The organism is Streptomyces sp. NPDC001530 (assembly GCF_042894545.1).
Taxonomy (GTDB): domain Bacteria; phylum Actinomycetota; class Actinomycetes; order Streptomycetales; family Streptomycetaceae; genus Streptomyces.
Genome location: NZ_JBIAVS010000001.1, coordinates 466,125 through 484,545 on the forward strand (window position 1 = coordinate 466,125; position 18,421 = coordinate 484,545).

The following is an 18,421-nucleotide window of genomic DNA, read 5'->3' on the forward strand; positions in this document are numbered from 1 at the left end:
GCTCACCCTCCCTGTTCGTCGGCGAAGAGGTTGACGTCGTCCGGGTCTGCGGTGATTCCGACCCGCTCGCCGGCGACGGGGCCTCGGCCGGCCGGTACTTCCAGGCGCAGCAGCGGCGCGTCACCGCCATCGATCCGCACGCCCGCGCGGACCAGCGTGCCCACGTACGTGGCGGTCTCCACCGTGCCGGTACAGAAGCCGTCGTCGGTGGCACAGGCCCGCAGTCGGCCCGGCTGGACGGCGACCTTGACCTGGGCGCCGGAGGCGAGGTCGTGGCGGCGCGCCTTCAGCAGGCCGCCACTCTTGTCGAGGCGGACCAGGGTGTGCTCGTCGGTGTGCTTCTCCACTCGGCCGGGCAGGAAGTTGGCCGCGCCGAGGAAGTCCGCGACGAAGGGCGTCTTCGGCCGCTCGAACAGCTCCCGGGGGGTGTCGAACTGCTCGATCAGGCCGTTGCGCATGACCGCGATGCGGTCGGACATGACCAGCGCTTCTTCCTGATCGTGCGTCACATAGATGACGGTCAGGCCGAGTTCCTGCTGGATGGTCTTGATCTCGACCTGGAGCTGGTCGCGGAGCTTCTTGTCCAGGGCGCCGAGCGGCTCGTCCATGAGGATGACCGGCGGGCGGTAGACCAGTGCCCGGCACAGGGCGACACGCTGCTGCTGACCGCCGGACAGCTCGCGCGGCTTGCGACCGCCGAAGCCGGACAGGCCGGCGATCTCCAGCGTCTCCCCGACTCGCCTGCGGATCTCGTCCTTGGGCACTCCGCGCAGCGTGAGCGGGAAGGCGACGTTCTCGCTGACCGTCATGTGCGGGAAGAGCAGGTACTGCTGGAAGACGAAGCCGAGGCCCCGCTTCTGCGGGGCGAGCCGCGTGACGTCACGGTCCCCGACGGTGATGGTGCCGGAGTCGGGTTCGCAGAAACCGGCGATCATCATGAGGGTCGTGGTCTTGCCCGACCCGGAGGAGCCGAGGAAGGTGACGAACTCCCCGGCCGCGATCTCCATGGACGCCTCGTCGACGGCGACCACGTCCCCGTACGTCTTGCGCAATGCCACAACCGACAGCGACTTGCCGGTCGCGGTGGCCGGCTTGTTGCCGGCCACCTTGACGGACGGTGTGGCGACACCGAATTCAGCCACGAGCCCACTCCAACCAGCGCTTGGTGACGGCCGATTCGTTCTTCAGCCACCAGTCGATGTCCGCGTCGAAACCCTTGTCGTAGTACTTGGGCGCACCGGCGAGGGCGTTGCGCTCGGCCTCGGTGAGCTTGGCGTAGGCCAGCGGGGAAGCCGGGTTCAGTGGGAAGGCCTTGGCCAGGGCGGCCTGGCTCTCCGCCCGCAGCGAGAAGTCCATGAGCTTGTAGGCGTTGTCCACGTTGGCCGCGCCCTTGGCGATGGCGTAGCCCGAGAACTGGCGGCGCATGCCGTTGAGCTGCCTCTCGACCGGGACGCCCTGCTTCTGCAGATCGGCGATCCGGCCGTCCCAGACGGTGGACATCGTCACCTCCTGGCGGCTGAGGAGGACACCGGGGAGCGGGCCGCTGTCCCAGAACTTCTTGATGTCGGACCGCAGCCGGGTCAGCACCTTGAAGGCGCGGTCCACATCGAGCGGGTACAGCTTGTCCATCGGGACGCCGTCGGCCAGCAGCGCGAACTCCAGCTCCGGCAGGTCACCGTCCGGGCTGCACATCGAACGGCCGCCCTGGAACGCCTTGGTGTCCCAGAAGTCCGCCCACGACTCCGGCTTGCGGCCACCGAAGGCGTCGGTGCGATACGCGATGCACTGGCCGTAGAAGCCGTAGCCGATGGCATGGTCGGTGATCTGGTTCTCGGGGATCTTCGCGCTGTTCAGGCTCTTGATCCGGTCGTGGTCCAGCGTCTCCAGGGCGTCGTCCTGCTTGACGTACTTGGTGTGGGACATCATCGAGTTGTTGATGAGGTCGCACTGCGGGCGGCCCTGCTTGATCTGGGCGAGCAGCGGGGCGTCGTCCAGGTTGAGCACCTTGACGGAGATCCCGGTCTCCTGGGTGAACGGCGTGTAGATCGCCTTCTGGAGAGCCGCGCCGTAGGAACCGCCGCTGTCGCGGACGACCACCGTCTTGCCGCCCTTGCCGCCGCTGCCGGCGACGGACCGGCTGGTGCCGGTACCGCAGGCGCTGAGGGCGGTCGCGGCGGCGACACCCGCCGTGACCCCGCCTATTCCTCGCAGGAACAGTCTGCGGTCTATCCGGGCATCTTTCATCGTGTGCCTCCTGGTGGTGCTGGCCGCGAGAAGGGGGAGCGGCGGCTGGGGACGTGGAAAGGGGGGCGGCTGAAAGGGGGGCTAGGGGCGGGGACCCGCCTCGTCGGATCCGGCGCCTACACCGGGGGTCCGGAGGGTGTCGGCTCGCGCGGCCGTGTCGGGATCCCACGGGACGGCGAGGGCGGCGAGTTCGGCGCCGGTGGCGACGGTGAGGCCGTGCATGCCGTAGAAGATCCGTCCGTCGGCCGGGGCGTGGACGGTGTGCTCCGTGCCGTCGGTCGGGTCGACGATGCGGCCGAGGAGGTCGCCCTCGGCGACTTCGCCGATGACGTCGGCGTCGAAGGAGAACTCCGGGTACCACAGGCCGGTGGCCTCAGCGGTGACGCCGGCGGACCAGACCCATGCGCGGATCGGCGCCGGGGCGGAACCGTCCTGGTCGAGGACGCCCAGATGGCGAAGTGCCTTCAGCAGGCCGTCGACGCGGCGGAGGGCAGTGGCCTCGTCCCGTTGGCCGAGCTGGCCCACCTCGACGAGGACCGCCGAGACGCCCCGGCGGGCGGCGGCCGCGTGGCTGTTGCCGCCGTCCGCGTTCAGTCCGAGGATGACGTCCTCGATGCCGAAGGAGCCTGCCAGTTCGGCCGTCGCCTTGTTCAGGTCCGGGTCACCGGTGAGGCGGTAGCCGACGAAGTCCCGCAGGACCTGGTCGATGCCGCCGCAGTGCAGGTCGATGTAGACGTCGGCGCCGTCGACCAGGTGGGCGAAGAGCCAGGCGGCCAGCCGCTCGGTGGGGCCGCCGGCCGGGTCGCCGGGGAAGACGCGGTTGAGGTTCACGCCGTCGACCGGGGAGATGTTGAGCCGACCCTGGTACACGGCGGGAGGGTTGGCGACCGGACAGATGATCACCTGTCCGTGCACCTCGGCGGGTTCCAGCCCGTCCGCCAGTCGCACGACGGCGTCGATGGGCGGGAACTCGCCGCCGTGCACACCCGCGGTGATGACGACCCGGGGGCCGGGGCGGGCGCCGTTGACCAGGGTTAGCGGGATGTCCGCGGTGAGGGTGCCGAGGTCGGCCTGGACGGTGCCGCGGACCTTGGTGCCGGGCCGGGCCTGAAGGGAGCCGACGGAGAGGGTGGTGTCGTTCATGGTCATGCCTCCGTGCGGCCGACGGTGGAGAGGAAGTCGATGGGCTGGGGCGAGGCGCCGTCCAGCGCAAGGTCCGCGGCGATGTCACCGAAGGCGGGCGCGAGTTTGAAGCCGTGACCGGAGAAGCCGGCGAGTAGGATCACGTTCTCCGCGCCGGGCAGCGGGCCGACCAGGGGCCGGCTGCTCTCGGTGTAGCCCTCCATGTAGACGGAGAGGCGCATCGGGTCCGGGTGCAGGTCGGGCATGTGACGCCCGATCAACTCGGAGAAGACCTCCAGCTCATCCGGCCTAACGGTGCGGTCCAGCTGGTTGGGGTCATCGGCGAGCCGGTGCAGCGCGCGGGACAGTCCGAGCTTGACCGAGATGCCGTCCGGCGAGGGCAGGCCGTAGCAGTGGGTGGGTGCCGTACGGATGAACGCCGGGCGCTCCTCCCCGAACCAGGCGTCGGGGTCGGTGGGCACGTACCAGGCGCTGACGAGGCGCCGGACTTCCACCTCCCACGGCAGGTCGGGCAGCAGGTCGTTGACCCAGGGGCCGGGTGTGACGACGGCGGTCTCGAAGCGCTCGCTGCCGGAGTCAGTGCGGATCTCCACGCCGTCGCCGACGGGGACGATCTCCCGGACCGTGCTGTAGCGGTGGATCACGGCGCCCAACTGCTCGGCGCGGCGGGCGGCCGTCTGGATCGTCAGCTCCGGGCGGATGAACCCGGCACGGCGGTCGAGTACGGCCGCGTCGCCGTCCTCGATGCGGTACTGCGGGAAGCGCTTGGCCAGGGCATCGGTGTCCAGCACCTCGTGGTCGAGGTCGTGCTCGGCGATGGACTGAAGGACGGTGGCCATCTGCTGGTGCTCGGTCGGCCCCATGAGCAGGCATCCGGTCAGGCGGCGCAGCTCGCGGCCGGTCTCCTGCTGGAGCTGCTCCCAGAGGGCATCGGCGTGCTTGAGGAGCGGGACGTACCGGGAGTCCTCGAAGTGCGCGCTGCGGAAGATCCGGGACTCGCCGCCGGCGGCGCTGCGGTCGTGGCCGGGTGCGTAGCGGTCGTATCCGACGACCTCGGCGCCGCGCGCCGCCAGCCGCCAGGCGGCCTGGCTGCCCATCGTTCCGACGCCGACCACCGCGACGCGCTTCCTGGCAGCTGACACAGGGCTTTCCTTTCGTATCGCCGAGGCGCAAGCTGAGCCGTCGGCGTGAGGCTGTTCGATTCGAGAGGGTTTGGGCGGGAGCCAGGCCCTTTCGTGCGGACCTTCGGCTCATGACCGCCGCGTCTCGCAGTCCGGCTCACTTCGTCGGGATCTCTTGAAGTGCCGTGCCACTATGTGGAATGCTGTGCTAGAATCTGGCACAGAGAATGACAGTGGCTTCAGAGGGGAGTCAAGAGGGTGTCCAGTAGAAATTTGAAGGATTAACAGGGGGAAACCGGATGGAAATGAAGAGCGTCACCAGGTCGCTGCGGGTCCTGGAGGCGGTCGCCCAGCATCAGCCCGTGACCGTAGGGGAGTTGACGAAGCTCTTCGGGCTGCCGAAGTCCACCGTGCAGCGCACCCTGGTCACGCTGGCGGAGGCCGGCTGGCTGCGCGCCAACCGCAGGGACACCACGCGCTGGGAGATCGGCGCCCGCGTCCTGGCCGTACGACCGGCCGCCCTGCAGGGCTCCAGCCTGTTCGCCGCCGCACGCGAACCCATGATTCGTCTTCGGGACACGGTGAACGAGACCATCCACCTGTCGGTACCGGACGCCCTGCAGTGCATGGTCGTGGTGGACCGCGTCGACTGCGATCAGGCGGTACGCACCTTCCACACGATCGGCGACACCTCGCCCCTGCACGCCACCGCCGTCGGACGCGCCATCCTCGCCCACCTTCCGAGGCGGGACGTCGAAGAACTCATCACGGCGGGGCTGGAGCGGTTCAGCGACACGACCCCCGTCGAGCCCGACGAGCTGCGCGCCGAGCTGGACCGGATCCGCACCGACGGCTACGCGGTCAACCGCAACCAGTACCGGCCGGGAGTCTGCGCCGTCGCCGCCGCCGTGCTCGACGAGGACGGCACCCCCCTGGCCGCCGTGGCCGTCTCCATGCCCGAGGCACGGTACGACGGTGAACGTGCACCCAAGTGGGGCCGCCTCGTCGCCGACACAGCCGCGGAGATCTCACAGCGTCGCCTGGGCGCCTGAACGGCAGACGACGGCCCGCAAGCCGTCGGCCGAGGGCCGGCTCGCACGCGTCAGCGCGCGAGCCGGCCCTCGGCTTTGCGTCACTGCAGCCACCGCCCGGCGCCCGGCCGGGGGGAGGGCCGGACACAGGGCGGCCGCACCACGCGGCACGGCAGGTCATGGTCAGGGCCCTACCGCTGTCCATCGCCGCGGGGAATCGGGACTCCCGGGCACCTCAAGCCCGGTCCGCTGATCGGCCGAATCCGAGCAACGTGCCGCATTATGGCACGCCATGCTAGACTCCGGCACGGACTGTGACCGTGACTCCGCGCTGGAGTCAAGAAGTGAGAACCAGGAATCCACAGGTCTGAGGGGGCATCGAATGCAAATGAAGAGCGTCACCAGGTCGCTACGGGTTCTGGAGGCGGTCGCCCGACATCAACCCGTGACCGTCGGGGAGTTGACGAGAATTTTCGGGCTGCCGAAGTCCACCGTGCAGCGCACCCTGGTCACACTCAACGAGGCGGGCTGGCTGCGGGCGAACCGCAAGGACACCACGCGCTGGGAGATCGGCGCCCGCGTCCTGGCTGTACGACCGGCCGCCCTGCAGGGCTCCAGCCTGTTCGCCGCCGCGCGTGAACCCATGATCCGGCTCCGCGACGCACTGAACGAGACCATCCACCTGTCCGTGCCGGACGCCCTGCACGGCATGGTCGTCGTCGACCGCGTCGACTGCGACCACGCCGTACGCACCTTCCACGCCATCGGCGACACCTCGCCCCTGCACGCCACCGCAGCCGGGAACGCCGTCCTCGCCCATCTGGGGAAGTCCGAGATAGACGAGGTCACCGCGGGGACGCTGGAGGGTTACGGCGAGGAGACCATCACCGAGCCGGGGCAACTGCGCGCGGAGCTCCACCGCGTGAGAGAGCGTGGCTACGCCGTCAACCACAACCAGTACCTGCAGGGTGTCTGCGCGATCGCGGCACCCGTGCTCGACGGTGAGGGCACACCGCTGGCCGCCGTGGCCGTCTCCCTGCCCGACTCCCGCTTCGAGCCCGGCCGGCTGCCCGAGCTGGGGAAGCTCGTGACCGACACCGCAGCGGAGATCACCGCGCGCCACCTGCGCTGAGGGCGGCACCGGCACGGGGATCGAGCAGGCAGACCACCGTCAGCTCACGGGCACCGCGAGGTACTGGTACTCCAGGAACTCGTCGATACCGACCCGGCCGCCCTCGCGGCCCAGCCCCGACTGCTTGACGCCGCCGAAGGGGGCGGCCGGGTTGGACACGAGACCCGTGTTCAGCCCCACCATGCCCACCTCCAGCCGCTCGCTCACCCGCAGGGCACGGTCGAGGCCCTCGGTGAAGACGTAGCCGACCAGGCCCCAGGGGGTGTCGTTGGCCCGGCGGATCACCTCGTCCTCGTCGTCGAAGGTGAGGATCGCGGCGACGGGGCCGAAGATCTCCGTGTCCATCAGGCGGCTTGCGGGATCGACGTCGGCCAGCACGGTCGGCGGGTAGAAGCAGCCGGGGCCTTCGGGAGTCCTGCCGCCGACGAGAACCCGGGCTCCGCGCTGCACCGCGTCGGCGACCAGCTCAACGACCTTGGCGCGCCCCGTCCTGTCGATCAGCGGGCCGACATCGACGCCGTCCCGGGTGCCCGGACCGACGACCAGCGCGCCCATCCGCTCGGCCAGCCGCCGCCCGAACTCCTCCGCCACCGACCGGTGCACGAAGAAGCGGTTGGCGGCCGTGCACGCCTCGCCCATGTTGCGCATCTTGGCGACCATCGCCCCGTCCACCGCCTTGTCCAGGTCGGCGTCCTGGAAGACGACGAACGGCGCGTTGCCGCCCAGCTCCATCGACGTCCGGACCACCGCCTGAGCGCTCTGGGCGAGCAGCAGCTGCCCGACGGCCGTGGAACCGGTGAAGGACAGCTTGCGAATCCGCCCGCCGCGCAGGAGCGGTTCGCACACCTCCCCCGCACGGGAGGTGGTGACGACGTTCAGCACGCCGTCCGGCAGCCCGGCCTCCTTGAGGATCGCGGCGAGGGCAAGGCTGGACAGAGGGGTCTGCGGGGCGGGCTTGAGCACCATCGTGCAGCCGGCGGCGACCGCCGGGCCGATCTTGCGGGTGCCCATGGCCAGCGGGAAGTTCCACGGGGTGATCAGCAGGCAGGGACCGACCGGGCGGCGGGAGAGCAGCATGCGGTTGCGGCCGTCCGGCAGGGTGCCGAGGCCGCCGTCGATGCGGACGGCCTCCTCGGAGAACCAGCGGAAGAACTCGGCCGCGTACGCCACCTCTCCCCTGGCCTCGGCCAGCGGCTTGCCCATCTCGGCCGTCATCAGATGGGCGAGCTCATCGGTGCGCTCGACGATGATCTCGTAGGCGCGGCGCAGGATCTCGCTGCGCACCCGGGGCGCCGTACGCGCCCACTCCTCCTGCGCCCGCACGGCCGCTTCCTCGGCGAGCCCCGCGTCCTTCGGGCCCGCGTCGGCCACCTGGCAGAGGACCTCGCCGGTGGCAAGGTCGTCGACGGGCATGGTGGCGCCGTCCGCGGCGTCCACCCAGGCGCCACCGATGAACAACTGCGTGGGTGTGTCGGTCATGAGTTCTCTCCTGGTTGTCCGGGTCGGTCGGCGGCGGGGTCGAGCAGTTCCGCGAGGTGCAGGGCGCGGATGCCCCGGTCTCCGGCGAGGTGGTCGATCTGGGTGGCGCAGCTGAAGCCGTCGGCCACGACGACAGCCGGTGTCCGCGGGTCGATGTCGTCGAGGCGTGGCCTCAGGGCGAGGTCGGCGACGGCCATCGAGGTGTCGTAGTGCTGTTCCTCGAAGCCGAAGTTGCCGGCGAGTCCGCAGCAGCCCTCGGCCTCGTCGACCTTCCGTACGCCGAGGCGGCCGAGCAGGTCGCGGGGGTGGCGGCCCTTGAAGGTGGCGTACTCGTGGCAGTGGGTCTGCAGCACGACGTTGTCCGGCAGCTCCGGTGGCACCCACCCGGGTGCGGCGAGGTCGGTCAGGGCTCCGGTGAGGGTGTGGACGCGGGCCGCGACGCGCCGGGCGGCGTCGGTGCCGAGGAGTTCGGGCACGTCACGCTTGAGCGCTGCGGCGCAGCTCGGTTCAGCTACGACGATGGGCCGGTCGTCGCCGTTGTCCAAGCGGTCGACCGTGCGGGCCATGATGCGGCGCGCGAGCGACAGCTGGCCGGTGCTGACCCAGGTCAGGCCACAGCACAGGTCGTCCTGTGCCGTGCAGGGGATGCCGGCGTCGGCGAGTACGCGGCTCGCCGCTCCGGCCACCTCGGGGCGGAAGGCGCGGGTGAAGCTGTCCACGAACAGAATCGTCTTCGCCGGTTCGCCGGTCCTCGCCGTGCGCAGGGCCCGGCGCAGCGCGTGCCGGGAGGCGAAGGCGGGGATCCGGCGTTTGGTGGTCACGCCGCCGAGGCGCGCGAGCAGCTTCCCGAGGGGTCCGCGCAGCAGCGCGTTCACCGGGCGGGCCGCGTACCCGACGAGCTTGGACGTCAGGGGCAGCCAGCCCAGGGAGTAGTGCGAGCGGGGTCTGACTCTGCCCTTGTAGTGCTGGTGCAGGAACTCCGCCTTGTACGTGGCCATGTCGACGCCGACCGGACAGTCGCTGGAGCAGGCCTTGCAGGACAGGCACAGGTCGAGGGCGTCACGCACCTCCGTGGAGCGCCAGCCGTCCTGGACGGTTCCGCCCCGCACCATCTCCTGGAGCAGACGAGCCCGGCCCCGCGTCGAGTCGTTCTCCTCCCCCGTGGCCCGGTAGCTGGGACACATCACGCCGCCGGCGTCGCTGCGGCAGCGGCCGACACCGACGCAGCGGCGTACCGCTCCCGCGAAGCCGTCCTCGTCGTGGGGAAAGGTGAACGTCGTGTCCACGAGCGGGAGTTCACGCAGGGCGAGGTCGGCGTCGAGCGGCGCCGGGTCGACGATGACGCCGGGGTTGAGCAGCCCTTCCGGGTCGAAGATCTCCTTGAAGTCGGCGAACGCCCGGATCAGCCGGTGGCTGTACATGACCTCCAGCAGCTCGCCCCGGGCCCGCCCGTCGCCGTGCTCGCCCGACAGGCTTCCACCGTGCTCGACGACCAGGGCGGCGGCCTCCGTCAGGAACCGGCGGGTGGCGGCCCGCCCCGCGTCCGTGGCGAGGTCGAAGTCGATGCGCACGTGGACGCATCCGGCGCCGAAGTGCCCGTACAGCACGCCGGTCAGGCCGTGCGCGGCCAGCAGCTTGCGGAAGTCGCGCAGGTAGGCGGCCAGGTCCTCGGGCGCGACGGCCGCGTCTTCCCAGCCGGGCCAGGACTCCGAGCCGTCAACGAGCCGGGCGGCGAGCCCTGCCCCGTCCTCGCGGACCCGCCACAGCGAGCGCCGTTCGGCCGGACTGTGCACGACCCGCCCGCCGGTCATCCGGCCCTGTGCCCTGAGCACGTCCAGCAGTTCGGCGGCGCGGGCGTCGACGGCCGCCTGGTCGTCGCCGTCGAGTTCGACGTACAGCCAGGCACGCCCCTCGGGGAGGCCGGTGACGGAGTCCGGGCCACGCCGGGCGCGCATGGTGGCGACGATCGCCTCGTCCATGCCCTCCACGGCGGTGGGGTTCCAGCGCAGGATCTCGGGGACGTCCTCGGCGGCGTCGACCACGTCGTCGTAGCCGAGGGTGAGGAGGGTGGAAGCCTGTGCGGTCGCCACCAGGCGGACCGTCGCTGCGGTGACGACCGCACAGGAGCCCTCGGTGCCCACCAGCGCGCGGGCCATGTCGAAGCCGTGCTCGGGCAGCAGGTGGTGCAGCTGGTAGCCGGAGACCTGTCGCGGTACCCGGCCCAGCTCGGTACGGATCGACGCCAGATTGCCGTCGATCAGGCGGCGCACGTCCGCTTCCAGACCGGCGACCCGCTGGACGGCGTCCGTGTCGTCCGGGTCGTCGGCCCGCAGTCCGGTGCGGTCGGCGACGGCCCGCACGCCGTCGGCGGTCACGATCTCCAGCGCCTCGATGTGCCCGCTCGTGCGCCCGTGCCGCACGGACCGGTTGCCGCACGCGTCGTTGCCGATCATGCCGCCGAGGGTGCAGCGGCTGTGCGAGGACGGGTCGGGACCGAAGGTCAGCCCGTGCAGGGCGGCCGCGGACCGCAGCGCGTCCAGGATCACGCCGGCCTCGACGCGCGCGGTGCGGGCCACCGGGTCGATGTCCAGGATCCGGTTCATGTACCGGGAGAAGTCCAGCACGACGCCGGGCCCGACGGAGTTGCCCGCCATGCTGGTGCCGCCGCCGCGTGCGGTGACCGGGATGCTTGTCTCCCGGCAGGCCCGCAGCACCGCGACGACGTCGTCGGCGCTGCGGGGAAACACCACGGCCCGCGGCGGGACCCGGTAGTTGGAGGCGTCGTAGGCGTAGAGGCCGGTGGATCCGGGGCCGGTCTCCACCCGCAGGCCGGGAGCGGTCTCGGCGAGCCGTACGACCAGCGGCTCCAGGGCCGTGGTGGTGTCCGTCATCGCCGTGCCGCTCCCGATGTGCCGGCCTCGACCGCGGTCGCCCACGCCTGGAGGCCCTCGTCCACCGCCGTCTCGTCGATGACGAGTGCCGGGATCATGCGGACGACCTGGTTCCAGGCGCCGCACAGCAGCAGGAGCAGGCCCTCCTCGACGGCGGCGCGCTGGACGCGGGCGGCGGTCTCGGGGTCGGGGCTGCCGTCCTCGGTGACGAACTCGGTGGCGAGCATGAGGCCGAGGCCGCGCACGTCGCCGATGCCTGGCGTCCGGTCGGCGACCGCCTCCAGGCCCTGGCGCAGCCGCTTGCCCATGGCCTCGGCGTTCTCGACGAGCTTCTCGTCGCGGACGACGTCGAGGGTGGCGCAGGCCGCAGCGCAGGCCACGGCGTTGGCGCCGTACGTGCCGCCCTGCGAGCCGGGCCAGGCCTTGGTCATCAGCTCCTCGGAGGCGGCGATGCCCGACAGCGGGAAGCCGCTGGCCAGGCCCTTGGCGGTGACGAGGATGTCGGGTGTGACGCCGAAGTGGTCGTGGCCCCAGAAGCGGCCGGTGCGGCCGACGCCGGTCTGCACCTCGTCGGCGATCAGCAGGAAGCCGTACCGGTCCGCCCGCTCCCGCAGCCCTTCCATGAACGCGCGGTTGGCGGGCATGTACCCGCCCTCACCGAGCACCGGCTCGACGATGATCGCGGCCGTGTCGGCGGGCGAGGAGATCGTCTGGAGCGTGTAGTCGAGCTCCTTCAGGGCGAAGCGGGTGGCGGTCTCCTCGTCCCAGCCGTACCGGTAGGCGGACGGGAAGGGAGTGACGACCACGCCGCTCATCAGCGGGGAGAAACCGGAGCGGAAACGAGTACCGGAGGTCGTCATGGAGGCGGCGGCGACAGTACGGCCGTGGAAGCCGCCGTGGCAGACGATGACGTTCGGCCGGCCGGTGGCCTGGCGGGCCAGGCGCAGCGCGGCCTCGACGGCCTCGCTGCCGGAGTTGGTGAAGAACAGGCTGTCCAGGCCGGCCGGCAGCACTTCGCCGAGCTTGTCGACGAGGCGGCGCAGCGGCTCGTGCATGACCGTCGTGTACTGACCGTGGATCAGCGTGCCCACCTGCTCCTGCGCCGCCGCGACGACCTTGGGGTGGCAGTGCCCGGTGCTGGTGACGCCGATGCCGGCGGTGAAGTCGAGGTAGCGGCGGCCGTCCTGGTCGAAGAGGTGGACGCCCTCGCCCCGGGCCGCCACCACGGGCGTGGCCTGGCGAAGGTGCGGCGACAGTGCGGTCATGTTCGTCTCCCGGCCTCGGTGTTCGGTCTGCTGCGGTCTCCCGAGCATCTCCGCGGGCGGAGGGTGCGCCAACCTGCGATCTGTCCGGCCGCGCCGCGACATCCGGACGATGTGTCAGCCTCCTCGGGGGCACGCCGGGTGCCGATCGCTCACGGACCGCTCTTGCGCAGGTCAGAGACGCTTGTCACAGTGGCCGGGCACTCCCCCGAGCTCCGGGCCGAGTTCGAGCAGGGACCCTCATGGAGAGACCGTGAACGACAACCACCCCGCCGGCCAGGGGCCCACCCCTCCGCTCACCGTGGCCGATGTCCTGGCGCTTCCCGTCCTGGCCGCCGGACGGCCCCAGGTCGTCACCGGCGCGCCGCACCTGGACCGACCGGTCCGGTGGGTCCACATCACCGAGCTGACCGACCCCGCGTCGTTCCTCAAGGGCGGCGAACTCGTCCTCACCACCGGAATGCCCCTGCCGCAGGATGCGGCCGGCGTGCGCCGCTACGTCGACGAACTCGCCGGCATCGGGGCCGCGGCGCTGGTCATCGAACTCGTACGCCGCTACCACCGCCCGCCGGACGCGCTCGTCGACGCCTGCCGCCTGCACGGCCTCCCACTGGTCACCCTCGCCAAGGACGTCAACTTCCTGGAGGTCACCCAGGTCGTGCACGCCGTGCTGCTCGGCAACCAGGCGGAGGCGATGCGCCGCACACAGCGCATCCACGAGGCATTCACCGCCCTGACCCTGCGCGGCGCCGGCCCGGAGGACGTGGTGCGTGCGGCGGCGGAGATGAGCGGCCGCACGGTCGTCCTGGAGAACCTGGTGCACCAAGCCCTGATCTGCGAACCGTCCGGACTCACCGTCGAGGAGGCACTCGCCGACTGGGAACAGCGCTCCAGGGCGACCGGGCCCGGCGACGTCCGACCGGCAAACACAGCGATACGCGGCCCGGAGGGCTGGCTCACCGCCTCCGTCGAGTACCAGGGCGAGCGCTGGGGTCGCGTGGCCATGCTCCCGGCGCGCACCGACGGACCGGCGTTCGGGCCGGAGGACGTCACCCTGCTGGAGAGGACCGCGATGGCACTGACCGTCGCGCGCCTCATCCACCCCACCCCATGGGAACGCACCGCACACCGGAACGCCCTGCTCGACCTCGTGGAACAGCGCCACCGCTCCGCGGAGGACGCCCGCGCCCGCTGCGCCGCACTGGGCCTGCCGACTGATCGAAGCCACTTCGTCGCCGCCCTGGTAGACCTGCGCGCAGGGAAGGGGGGAGCCGAGACCGAGTCCCGTCTGTTGCAGGAGCTGAGAACGGCAGGCGTGCCGGCCCTCGTCGGCGAACTGGCCCCCGACCGCCTCGGCATCCTGCTGGCTCTGCGCACCTCCCAGCCCTGGCGTCCCATCGTCGAGCGCCTGTCCCGCACGGTTCTGGGCCTGGCCCCGGAAGCAGTCGTGAGTGTCGGCTCCGAGGTCACGGACCTCACCGACACCGCCCGCTCGTTCCGTGCAGCGGCCCGCGTCGCCGAGGCCACCCCGCCCGGCCAGCCCCTCCCCCAGGACCGCTCCTTCCACGAGCTGTCCGACATCGGCCTGCGCCGCCTGCTGTACGCACTCCGCGAGGACCCCCGTGTCCAGGAGTACACCGAACGGCAGCTCCGGCGCCTCATCGACCACGACACCCAGCACGGCACCGACCTGCTGACGACCCTGCGCCACTACCTCGACGCGGCCGGCAACAAGACGACCGCCGCCCGCCGGGGCGGCCTCTCCCGCGAGACCATGTACCAACGCCTGCGCACCATCGAGCGTCTCCTCGCCCGTGACCTCGAATCGGGCGACCAGCGCACCGAGCTCCATGTGGCTCTCACGGCACTCGATGTGTTGCGAGCCGACTGACGCAGAATCCCGGTGCAGCCGATGGCAGGGACGCTCAGTCCTCGTAGCGCAGCTCGGCCGTCGCCCGCCCCGCGGTGTTGGTGTGCACGGTGCCGTCGGGGCCGCCGATCCGCAGTCACCAGGGGTGCGGGCTGTCGGTCGTCACGCGAAGGCATTCTCCCTCGCGGCGTACGTCGAAACGGGCGGTCTCACCGGGGCCGTCCGGGGGACTGAGGATCTCCGCCTGGATCAACCCCTGCATCGCCCAGAAGTCCGAGCTGTTCGCGGTCCTTCAGCCGAGCCAGCATGCCCGCCGGGTCGGGGAAGGTCTCGGCGTCCCACGCGAAGTCGCACCACTGGTAGGCGCGCATCCAGAAGCAGTCGAAGTGGAAGACGCTCAGCGGGATTCCGCGCTCGGCCATACCGTCGATGAAGCCCTGAACGGTGGCCTCGTCGTAGTCGGTCGTGAACGACGTGGTCAGCCACAGGCCCAGTGCCCAGGCAGGTGGCAGGGCCGGGCGGCCGGTGAGCGCGGTGTAGCGCTCCAGGACCTGCTTCTGGGTCGGGCCGTACACGACGAAGTACTCCAGCGACTGGTCCTCGACGCTGAACTGGACCTGCCCGACGGCCTCCGAGCCGACCTCGTAGCCGACCTTGCCGGGGTGGTTCACGAAGACGCCGTAACCACGGTTGGTCAGATGGAACGGGATGTTCTTGTATGCCTGTTCACTGCTGGTGCCGCCGTCGGCCTGCCAGATGTCCACCACTTGCCCGTTCTTGATGAACGGCGTGAACCGCTCACCCAGCCCGCAGACCAGTTCGCCCACTCCCAGGGCGAGTTGGGCGACCATGTGGTGCCGGCCCTCGGCGTCGGTGACGAATCCGGTGCCGCGCTGGCCGGCGGAGGTCAGCACGCGTCCGCCGGCGGTGAACTCCAGTCGCCACGGCTGTTCCGTGTCCACCCGCAGCGTCAGTTCGCCGGAGGCCAGTTCCAGCACCGCCCCCTCCCGGCGCACCTTGCCGGCGCCCCCGCCGGCTCCGGGCAGCGCGAACTCCGGTCCCTGGCGCACCGATCCGGCGTGGTGGGTGGTCCGCACGCCGATGACCCCCTCGGCCGGGGACCAGCAATCCACGGTCAGCAGCGGGCCGTTGAGGGTCTGCCCGCGTCGGCTCAGTGGTCGTCGACGCGAACGTCGGCGACCTCGGTGGCGTAGCGGGCAGTGCAGCCCGGACGCATCAGCCAGTAGCCGTCCGTGAACTTCATCGGGCAGGTTCCTCCGTCCGCGCGCGGTGCGCGGTGATCAGGCCCCGGTACCAGTGGTAGCTGTCCTGGGGGGTGCGGGTCAGGGTGTCGTAGTCGATGTGGACCAGTCCGAAGCGCTGGTCGTGGTCGGCCAGGTGGCCGATGCGGTCGGGGTCGTGGACGTGACCGTCGGGTGAGACCGTGTCGGCCTCCGCGGAGCCGTTCTCGGTGATCCATATCGGCGGCAACTGCGCGTAGCGGGCGCGGACTTCACAGAGCAGCTCGGTGAGCGCGGACGGGACGACGGGCCGGCCCGTGGTGGTGTGCGGGGTGCCGTACGGGTCCAGTTCGGCCACGAGGACGTCCACGGCGGTGCGCTGCTCGGGGTCGGCCCCGTGGTGCCGTGCGGCGGCGGACGGGGACGCAGAAGCCACGAAACAGATCCCTCGGCCAGCGGGTGCGGAGTCGGTTGAGATTGATTTATCGAAGCGCATCGACGCTGTCATTTCCGCTAACAGGCTGCCATTGGACCAGGGTGGAGAAACTTTCCTCGCGTCAGGGCTCTTGTTTCGCACGAAACAAGTCCGTTAACTTCCCCATCGAAGTGAAGCGCTTCGACACCCCGCGGGAAGGGCCGTCTCCATGACGCACGAGTTGAACCGCCAAAGCTTCGTAGGCGCAACGGCGCAGAAGGACGTTGCCGCACGATCATGTTGACCATCGCCGACGCGGCGAGACACGCGGGTGTCTCGCCCAGCACGGTCAGCCACGTTCTCAGCAGCATGCGTTCCGTGGCGGAACTCGACCTCCACCCCAACGACGAGGGGCCCCGAGGGAGGGCGATGTGTCGCCGCCGGCGCCCCGGCCGACGGCGTGATCCTCATGGACGTCGGGCTGGACGGCCGGCTTCGTGCCCTGCGCGGTGAGCGGCCGACTGACGAACAGGCGCTTGCCACATGGACGCTGACGACACGTCAGAGCGCCCGACGACTCTCCACACCCGAGGAACCGTCATGACAGCACACAGCATCACCGACCGTCTGGGCGGCCTCGCCTTCGGCGGCGACTACAACCCCGAGCAGTGGGACGAGCCGGTCTGGAAGGAGGACGACGAACTCATGCGCCGGGCCAGGGTCAACCTGGCCACCCTCGGAGTCTTCTCCTGGGCCCTGCTCGAACCGGAGCAGGGACGCTACGACTTCTCCTGGCTCGACGCCCACATCGAACGCCTGCACGCGAACGGTGTGGCCGTCGACCTCGCCACCCCGACGGCCTCCCCGCCGCCCTGGTTCACCCTCGCCCACCCCGAGGCGCTGGCGGTCAGGGCCGACGGCACCCGTCTCGTGCACGGCAGTCGCGACACCTACTGCCTCGCCTCGCCCGCCTACCGCAGCGCGGCCCGCCGGATCGCCTCCGCACTGGCCGAGCGGTACGGCGACCACCCCGCCGTCGCGCTGTGGCACGTGCACAACGAGTACGGCACGCTCTGCTGGTGCGACCATGCGGCGGCCGCGTTCCGGGTGTGGCTGCGCGCCCGGCACGGCTCGCTGGACGCCCTCAACGAAGCGTGGGGCACGGCCTTCTGGAGCCAGCGCTACACCTCCTGGGAGCAGGTGCTGCCCCCGCGCGCGACGCAATACCACAAGAACCCCGGCCAGACGGTGGACTTCCACCGCTTCTGGGCCGACGAGATCATCGCCGCCTACTGCGAGCAGCGCGACGCGATCCGCAAGCACAGCGACCGCCCGGTGACGACGAACCTGATGCTGCCCTACGACCTGCGGCTGAACGTGTGGGCGTTCGCCCGCGAACTCGACGTCGTCAGCTCCGACCAGTACCCGAACGCGAACGGCCTCGACGGCGCCGCACATGTGGCCTACTACGCCGACCGCTCCCGCTCCCTGGCCGGCGGCCGCCCGTGGCTGCTGATGGAGCAGGGCACCAGCACGGTCTACGACGGCGATCAGGTGATCGGCAAGGAGCCGGGGGACGTACTGCGCCACAGCCTCGGCCACATCGCGCGCGGCTCGGAGGGCGCCCTGTTCTTCCAGTGGCGGCAGTCCCAGGCCGGCGCCGAGACCTGGCACTCGGCGATGCTCCCGCACGCGGGCCCCGACAGCCGAATCTTCCGCGAGGTCACGCAGACCGGCGAGGCGGTCGCCGCGCTCGGGGAGCTGGCGGGATCGACGGTCACCGCGCAGGTGGCCGTGCTCGACGACCCGGACGCCATGTGGGCACTGGAGGTGGACGGCCTGCCCTCCTCCCGCCTCGACTACCACGCGCCGCTCGCCGGGGCGCACCGCGCGCTGTGGGACGCGGGCGTCACGGCGGACTTCGCCCACCCCGATCACGATCTGAGCCGCTACCGGCTGGTCATCGCCCCCTCCCTGTTCCTGCTGTCCGACAAGGGTGCGGAGAACCTGCGCCGTTACGTCGAGGGCGGGGGGACACTCCTCGTCCAGCACGCCACCGGCTACGTCGACGACCGCATGCACGCCCGGCTCGGCGGCTACCCGGCCGCACCGCTGCGCGAGGCGCTGGGCATCCGCGTCGAGGAGCACCGGCCGCTGCGGACGGGCCAGCGGATCACTCTGTCGGACGGCTCGCACGGCACCGTCTGGAGCGAGTCCCTGCGCGCCGAAGGCGCCGAAACGCTCGCCGCCTACACCCACGGCATGCTCACGGACAGCCCGGCACTCACCCGGCACGGCTTCGGCACCGGACAGGGCTGGTATCTCTCCACCCGCCTGGAGGACGCCGACTACGGCGCGCTGGTCGGACGGCTCCTGAAGGAAGCCGGCGTCGAGCCGGAGCTGCCGGGCCTGCCGGCCGGTGTCGAAGCCGTCACCCGGCACGCGGCCGACGGCCGCCGCTGGCACGTCCTGATCAACCACACCGAGGACGCCGTGCCCCTGCCGGATCCCGCCCACGACCTGCTCACCAGCACAACGGCCCACGAACTGCCGCCCGGCGCCTGCGCGGTCCTGCGCGGCCACTGACCTTGG

At 71.1% G+C, this 18,421-nt stretch carries 13 protein-coding genes and 1 pseudogene; 5 read left to right on the top strand and 9 right to left on the bottom strand.

Annotation, left to right across the window (positions count from 1 at the left end):
* Positions 1 to 2: 2 nt before the first annotated feature.
* The 4 genes from ACFY0T_RS02090 to solA all read right to left on the bottom strand — a co-directional run bounded on the left by ACFY0T_RS02090 (position 3) and on the right by solA (position 4,529).
* Positions 3 to 1,142: an ABC transporter ATP-binding protein gene (locus ACFY0T_RS02090; RefSeq protein ID WP_388863900.1), complete on the bottom strand. Its 1,140-nt coding sequence runs from the start codon at positions 1,140 to 1,142 to the stop codon at positions 3 to 5.
* Positions 1,135 to 2,244, bottom strand: a complete 1,110-nt coding sequence (locus ACFY0T_RS02095; protein ID WP_388863902.1) for an ABC transporter substrate-binding protein — start codon at positions 2,242 to 2,244, stop codon at positions 1,135 to 1,137. The genes ACFY0T_RS02090 and ACFY0T_RS02095 overlap by 8 nt, the downstream gene beginning before the upstream one ends.
* An 81-nt stretch (positions 2,245 to 2,325) precedes the next feature.
* Positions 2,326 to 3,387, bottom strand: coding sequence for a succinylglutamate desuccinylase/aspartoacylase family protein (locus ACFY0T_RS02100; RefSeq protein ID WP_388863904.1), 1,062 nt, complete (start codon positions 3,385 to 3,387; stop codon positions 2,326 to 2,328).
* Positions 3,388 to 3,389: 2 nt separating this feature from the next.
* Positions 3,390 to 4,529: an N-methyl-L-tryptophan oxidase gene (gene solA / locus ACFY0T_RS02105; RefSeq protein ID WP_388863906.1), complete on the bottom strand. Its 1,140-nt coding sequence runs from the start codon at positions 4,527 to 4,529 to the stop codon at positions 3,390 to 3,392.
* Positions 4,530 to 4,813: 284 nt separating this feature from the next.
* Between solA and ACFY0T_RS02110 the strand changes: the two genes are divergently transcribed.
* Both ACFY0T_RS02110 and ACFY0T_RS02115 read left to right on the top strand, forming a co-directional pair.
* Complete coding sequence (locus ACFY0T_RS02110; protein ID WP_388864206.1) at positions 4,814 to 5,560, top strand: IclR family transcriptional regulator; 747 nt, start codon at positions 4,814 to 4,816, stop codon at positions 5,558 to 5,560.
* Positions 5,561 to 5,927: 367 nt separating this feature from the next.
* The gene (locus tag ACFY0T_RS02115; RefSeq protein ID WP_388863908.1) at positions 5,928 to 6,671 is read left to right on the top strand and encodes an IclR family transcriptional regulator; all 744 of its coding nucleotides are present in this window, start codon (positions 5,928 to 5,930) and stop codon (positions 6,669 to 6,671) included.
* Between the two features lie 39 nt (positions 6,672 to 6,710).
* Here ACFY0T_RS02115 and ACFY0T_RS02120 read toward each other — a convergent pair whose 3' ends face one another.
* From ACFY0T_RS02120 to ACFY0T_RS02130, 3 genes are read right to left on the bottom strand one after another with little or no spacing between them, the layout of a single operon-like run.
* Complete coding sequence (locus tag ACFY0T_RS02120; protein ID WP_388863910.1) at positions 6,711 to 8,150, bottom strand: NAD-dependent succinate-semialdehyde dehydrogenase; 1,440 nt, start codon at positions 8,148 to 8,150, stop codon at positions 6,711 to 6,713.
* Positions 8,147 to 11,041: an FAD-binding and (Fe-S)-binding domain-containing protein gene (locus ACFY0T_RS02125; protein WP_388863912.1), complete on the bottom strand. Its 2,895-nt coding sequence runs from the start codon at positions 11,039 to 11,041 to the stop codon at positions 8,147 to 8,149. Before ACFY0T_RS02125 ends, ACFY0T_RS02120 begins: the two co-directional genes overlap by 4 nt.
* The gene (locus ACFY0T_RS02130; protein WP_388863914.1) at positions 11,038 to 12,306 is read right to left on the bottom strand and encodes an aspartate aminotransferase family protein; all 1,269 of its coding nucleotides are present in this window, start codon (positions 12,304 to 12,306) and stop codon (positions 11,038 to 11,040) included. Before ACFY0T_RS02130 ends, ACFY0T_RS02125 begins: the two co-directional genes overlap by 4 nt.
* 250 nt (positions 12,307 to 12,556) lie before the next feature.
* On the opposite strand from ACFY0T_RS02130, the gene ACFY0T_RS02135 reads away from it, so the two are divergent.
* Positions 12,557 to 14,194 (top strand): PucR family transcriptional regulator, encoded by a 1,638-nt coding sequence (locus tag ACFY0T_RS02135; protein ID WP_388863916.1) that lies wholly within the window; start codon positions 12,557 to 12,559, stop codon positions 14,192 to 14,194.
* Positions 14,195 to 14,418: 224 nt separating this feature from the next.
* Here ACFY0T_RS02135 and ACFY0T_RS02140 read toward each other — a convergent pair.
* Both ACFY0T_RS02140 and ACFY0T_RS02145 read right to left on the bottom strand, forming a co-directional pair.
* Positions 14,419 to 15,437, bottom strand: a pseudogene (locus ACFY0T_RS02140) (TIM-barrel domain-containing protein); the annotation flags it as partial.
* Complete coding sequence (locus ACFY0T_RS02145) at positions 15,434 to 15,850, bottom strand: family 1 glycosylhydrolase (RefSeq protein ID WP_388863918.1); 417 nt, start codon at positions 15,848 to 15,850, stop codon at positions 15,434 to 15,436. The pseudogene ACFY0T_RS02140 and the gene ACFY0T_RS02145, both read right to left, overlap by 4 nt.
* Before the next feature lie 276 nt (positions 15,851 to 16,126).
* Here ACFY0T_RS02145 and ACFY0T_RS02150 point away from each other — a divergent pair, with 276 nt between their 5' ends.
* Both ACFY0T_RS02150 and ACFY0T_RS02155 read left to right on the top strand, forming a co-directional pair.
* Positions 16,127 to 16,342, top strand: coding sequence for a LacI family DNA-binding transcriptional regulator (locus tag ACFY0T_RS02150; RefSeq protein ID WP_388863920.1), 216 nt, complete (start codon positions 16,127 to 16,129; stop codon positions 16,340 to 16,342).
* Positions 16,343 to 16,429: 87 nt separating this feature from the next.
* Entirely contained in the window at positions 16,430 to 18,415 is a 1,986-nt protein-coding gene (locus ACFY0T_RS02155; RefSeq protein WP_388863922.1) for a beta-galactosidase, read from the top strand.
* The last annotated feature ends 6 nt before the right edge of the window (positions 18,416 to 18,421 follow it).

Excerpts from the sequence above, each read along its gene's own strand:
- ACFY0T_RS02095 (WP_388863902.1), bottom strand. The coding sequence starts at position 2,244 with ATGAAAGATGCCCGGATAGACCGCAGACTGTTCCTGCGAGGAATAGGC.
- ACFY0T_RS02100 (WP_388863904.1), bottom strand. The coding sequence starts at position 3,387 with ATGAACGACACCACCCTCTCCGTCGGCTCCCTTCAGGCCCGGCCCGGC.
- ACFY0T_RS02110 (WP_388864206.1), top strand. The coding sequence starts at position 4,814 with ATGAAGAGCGTCACCAGGTCGCTGCGGGTCCTGGAGGCGGTCGCCCAG.
- ACFY0T_RS02115 (WP_388863908.1), top strand. The coding sequence starts at position 5,928 with ATGAAGAGCGTCACCAGGTCGCTACGGGTTCTGGAGGCGGTCGCCCGA.
- ACFY0T_RS02120 (WP_388863910.1), bottom strand. The coding sequence starts at position 8,150 with ATGACCGACACACCCACGCAGTTGTTCATCGGTGGCGCCTGGGTGGAC.
- ACFY0T_RS02125 (WP_388863912.1), bottom strand. The coding sequence starts at position 11,041 with ATGACGGACACCACCACGGCCCTGGAGCCGCTGGTCGTACGGCTCGCC.
- ACFY0T_RS02130 (WP_388863914.1), bottom strand. The coding sequence starts at position 12,306 with ATGACCGCACTGTCGCCGCACCTTCGCCAGGCCACGCCCGTGGTGGCG.
- ACFY0T_RS02150 (WP_388863920.1), top strand. The coding sequence starts at position 16,127 with ATGTTGACCATCGCCGACGCGGCGAGACACGCGGGTGTCTCGCCCAGC.
- ACFY0T_RS02155 (WP_388863922.1), top strand. The coding sequence starts at position 16,430 with ATGACAGCACACAGCATCACCGACCGTCTGGGCGGCCTCGCCTTCGGC.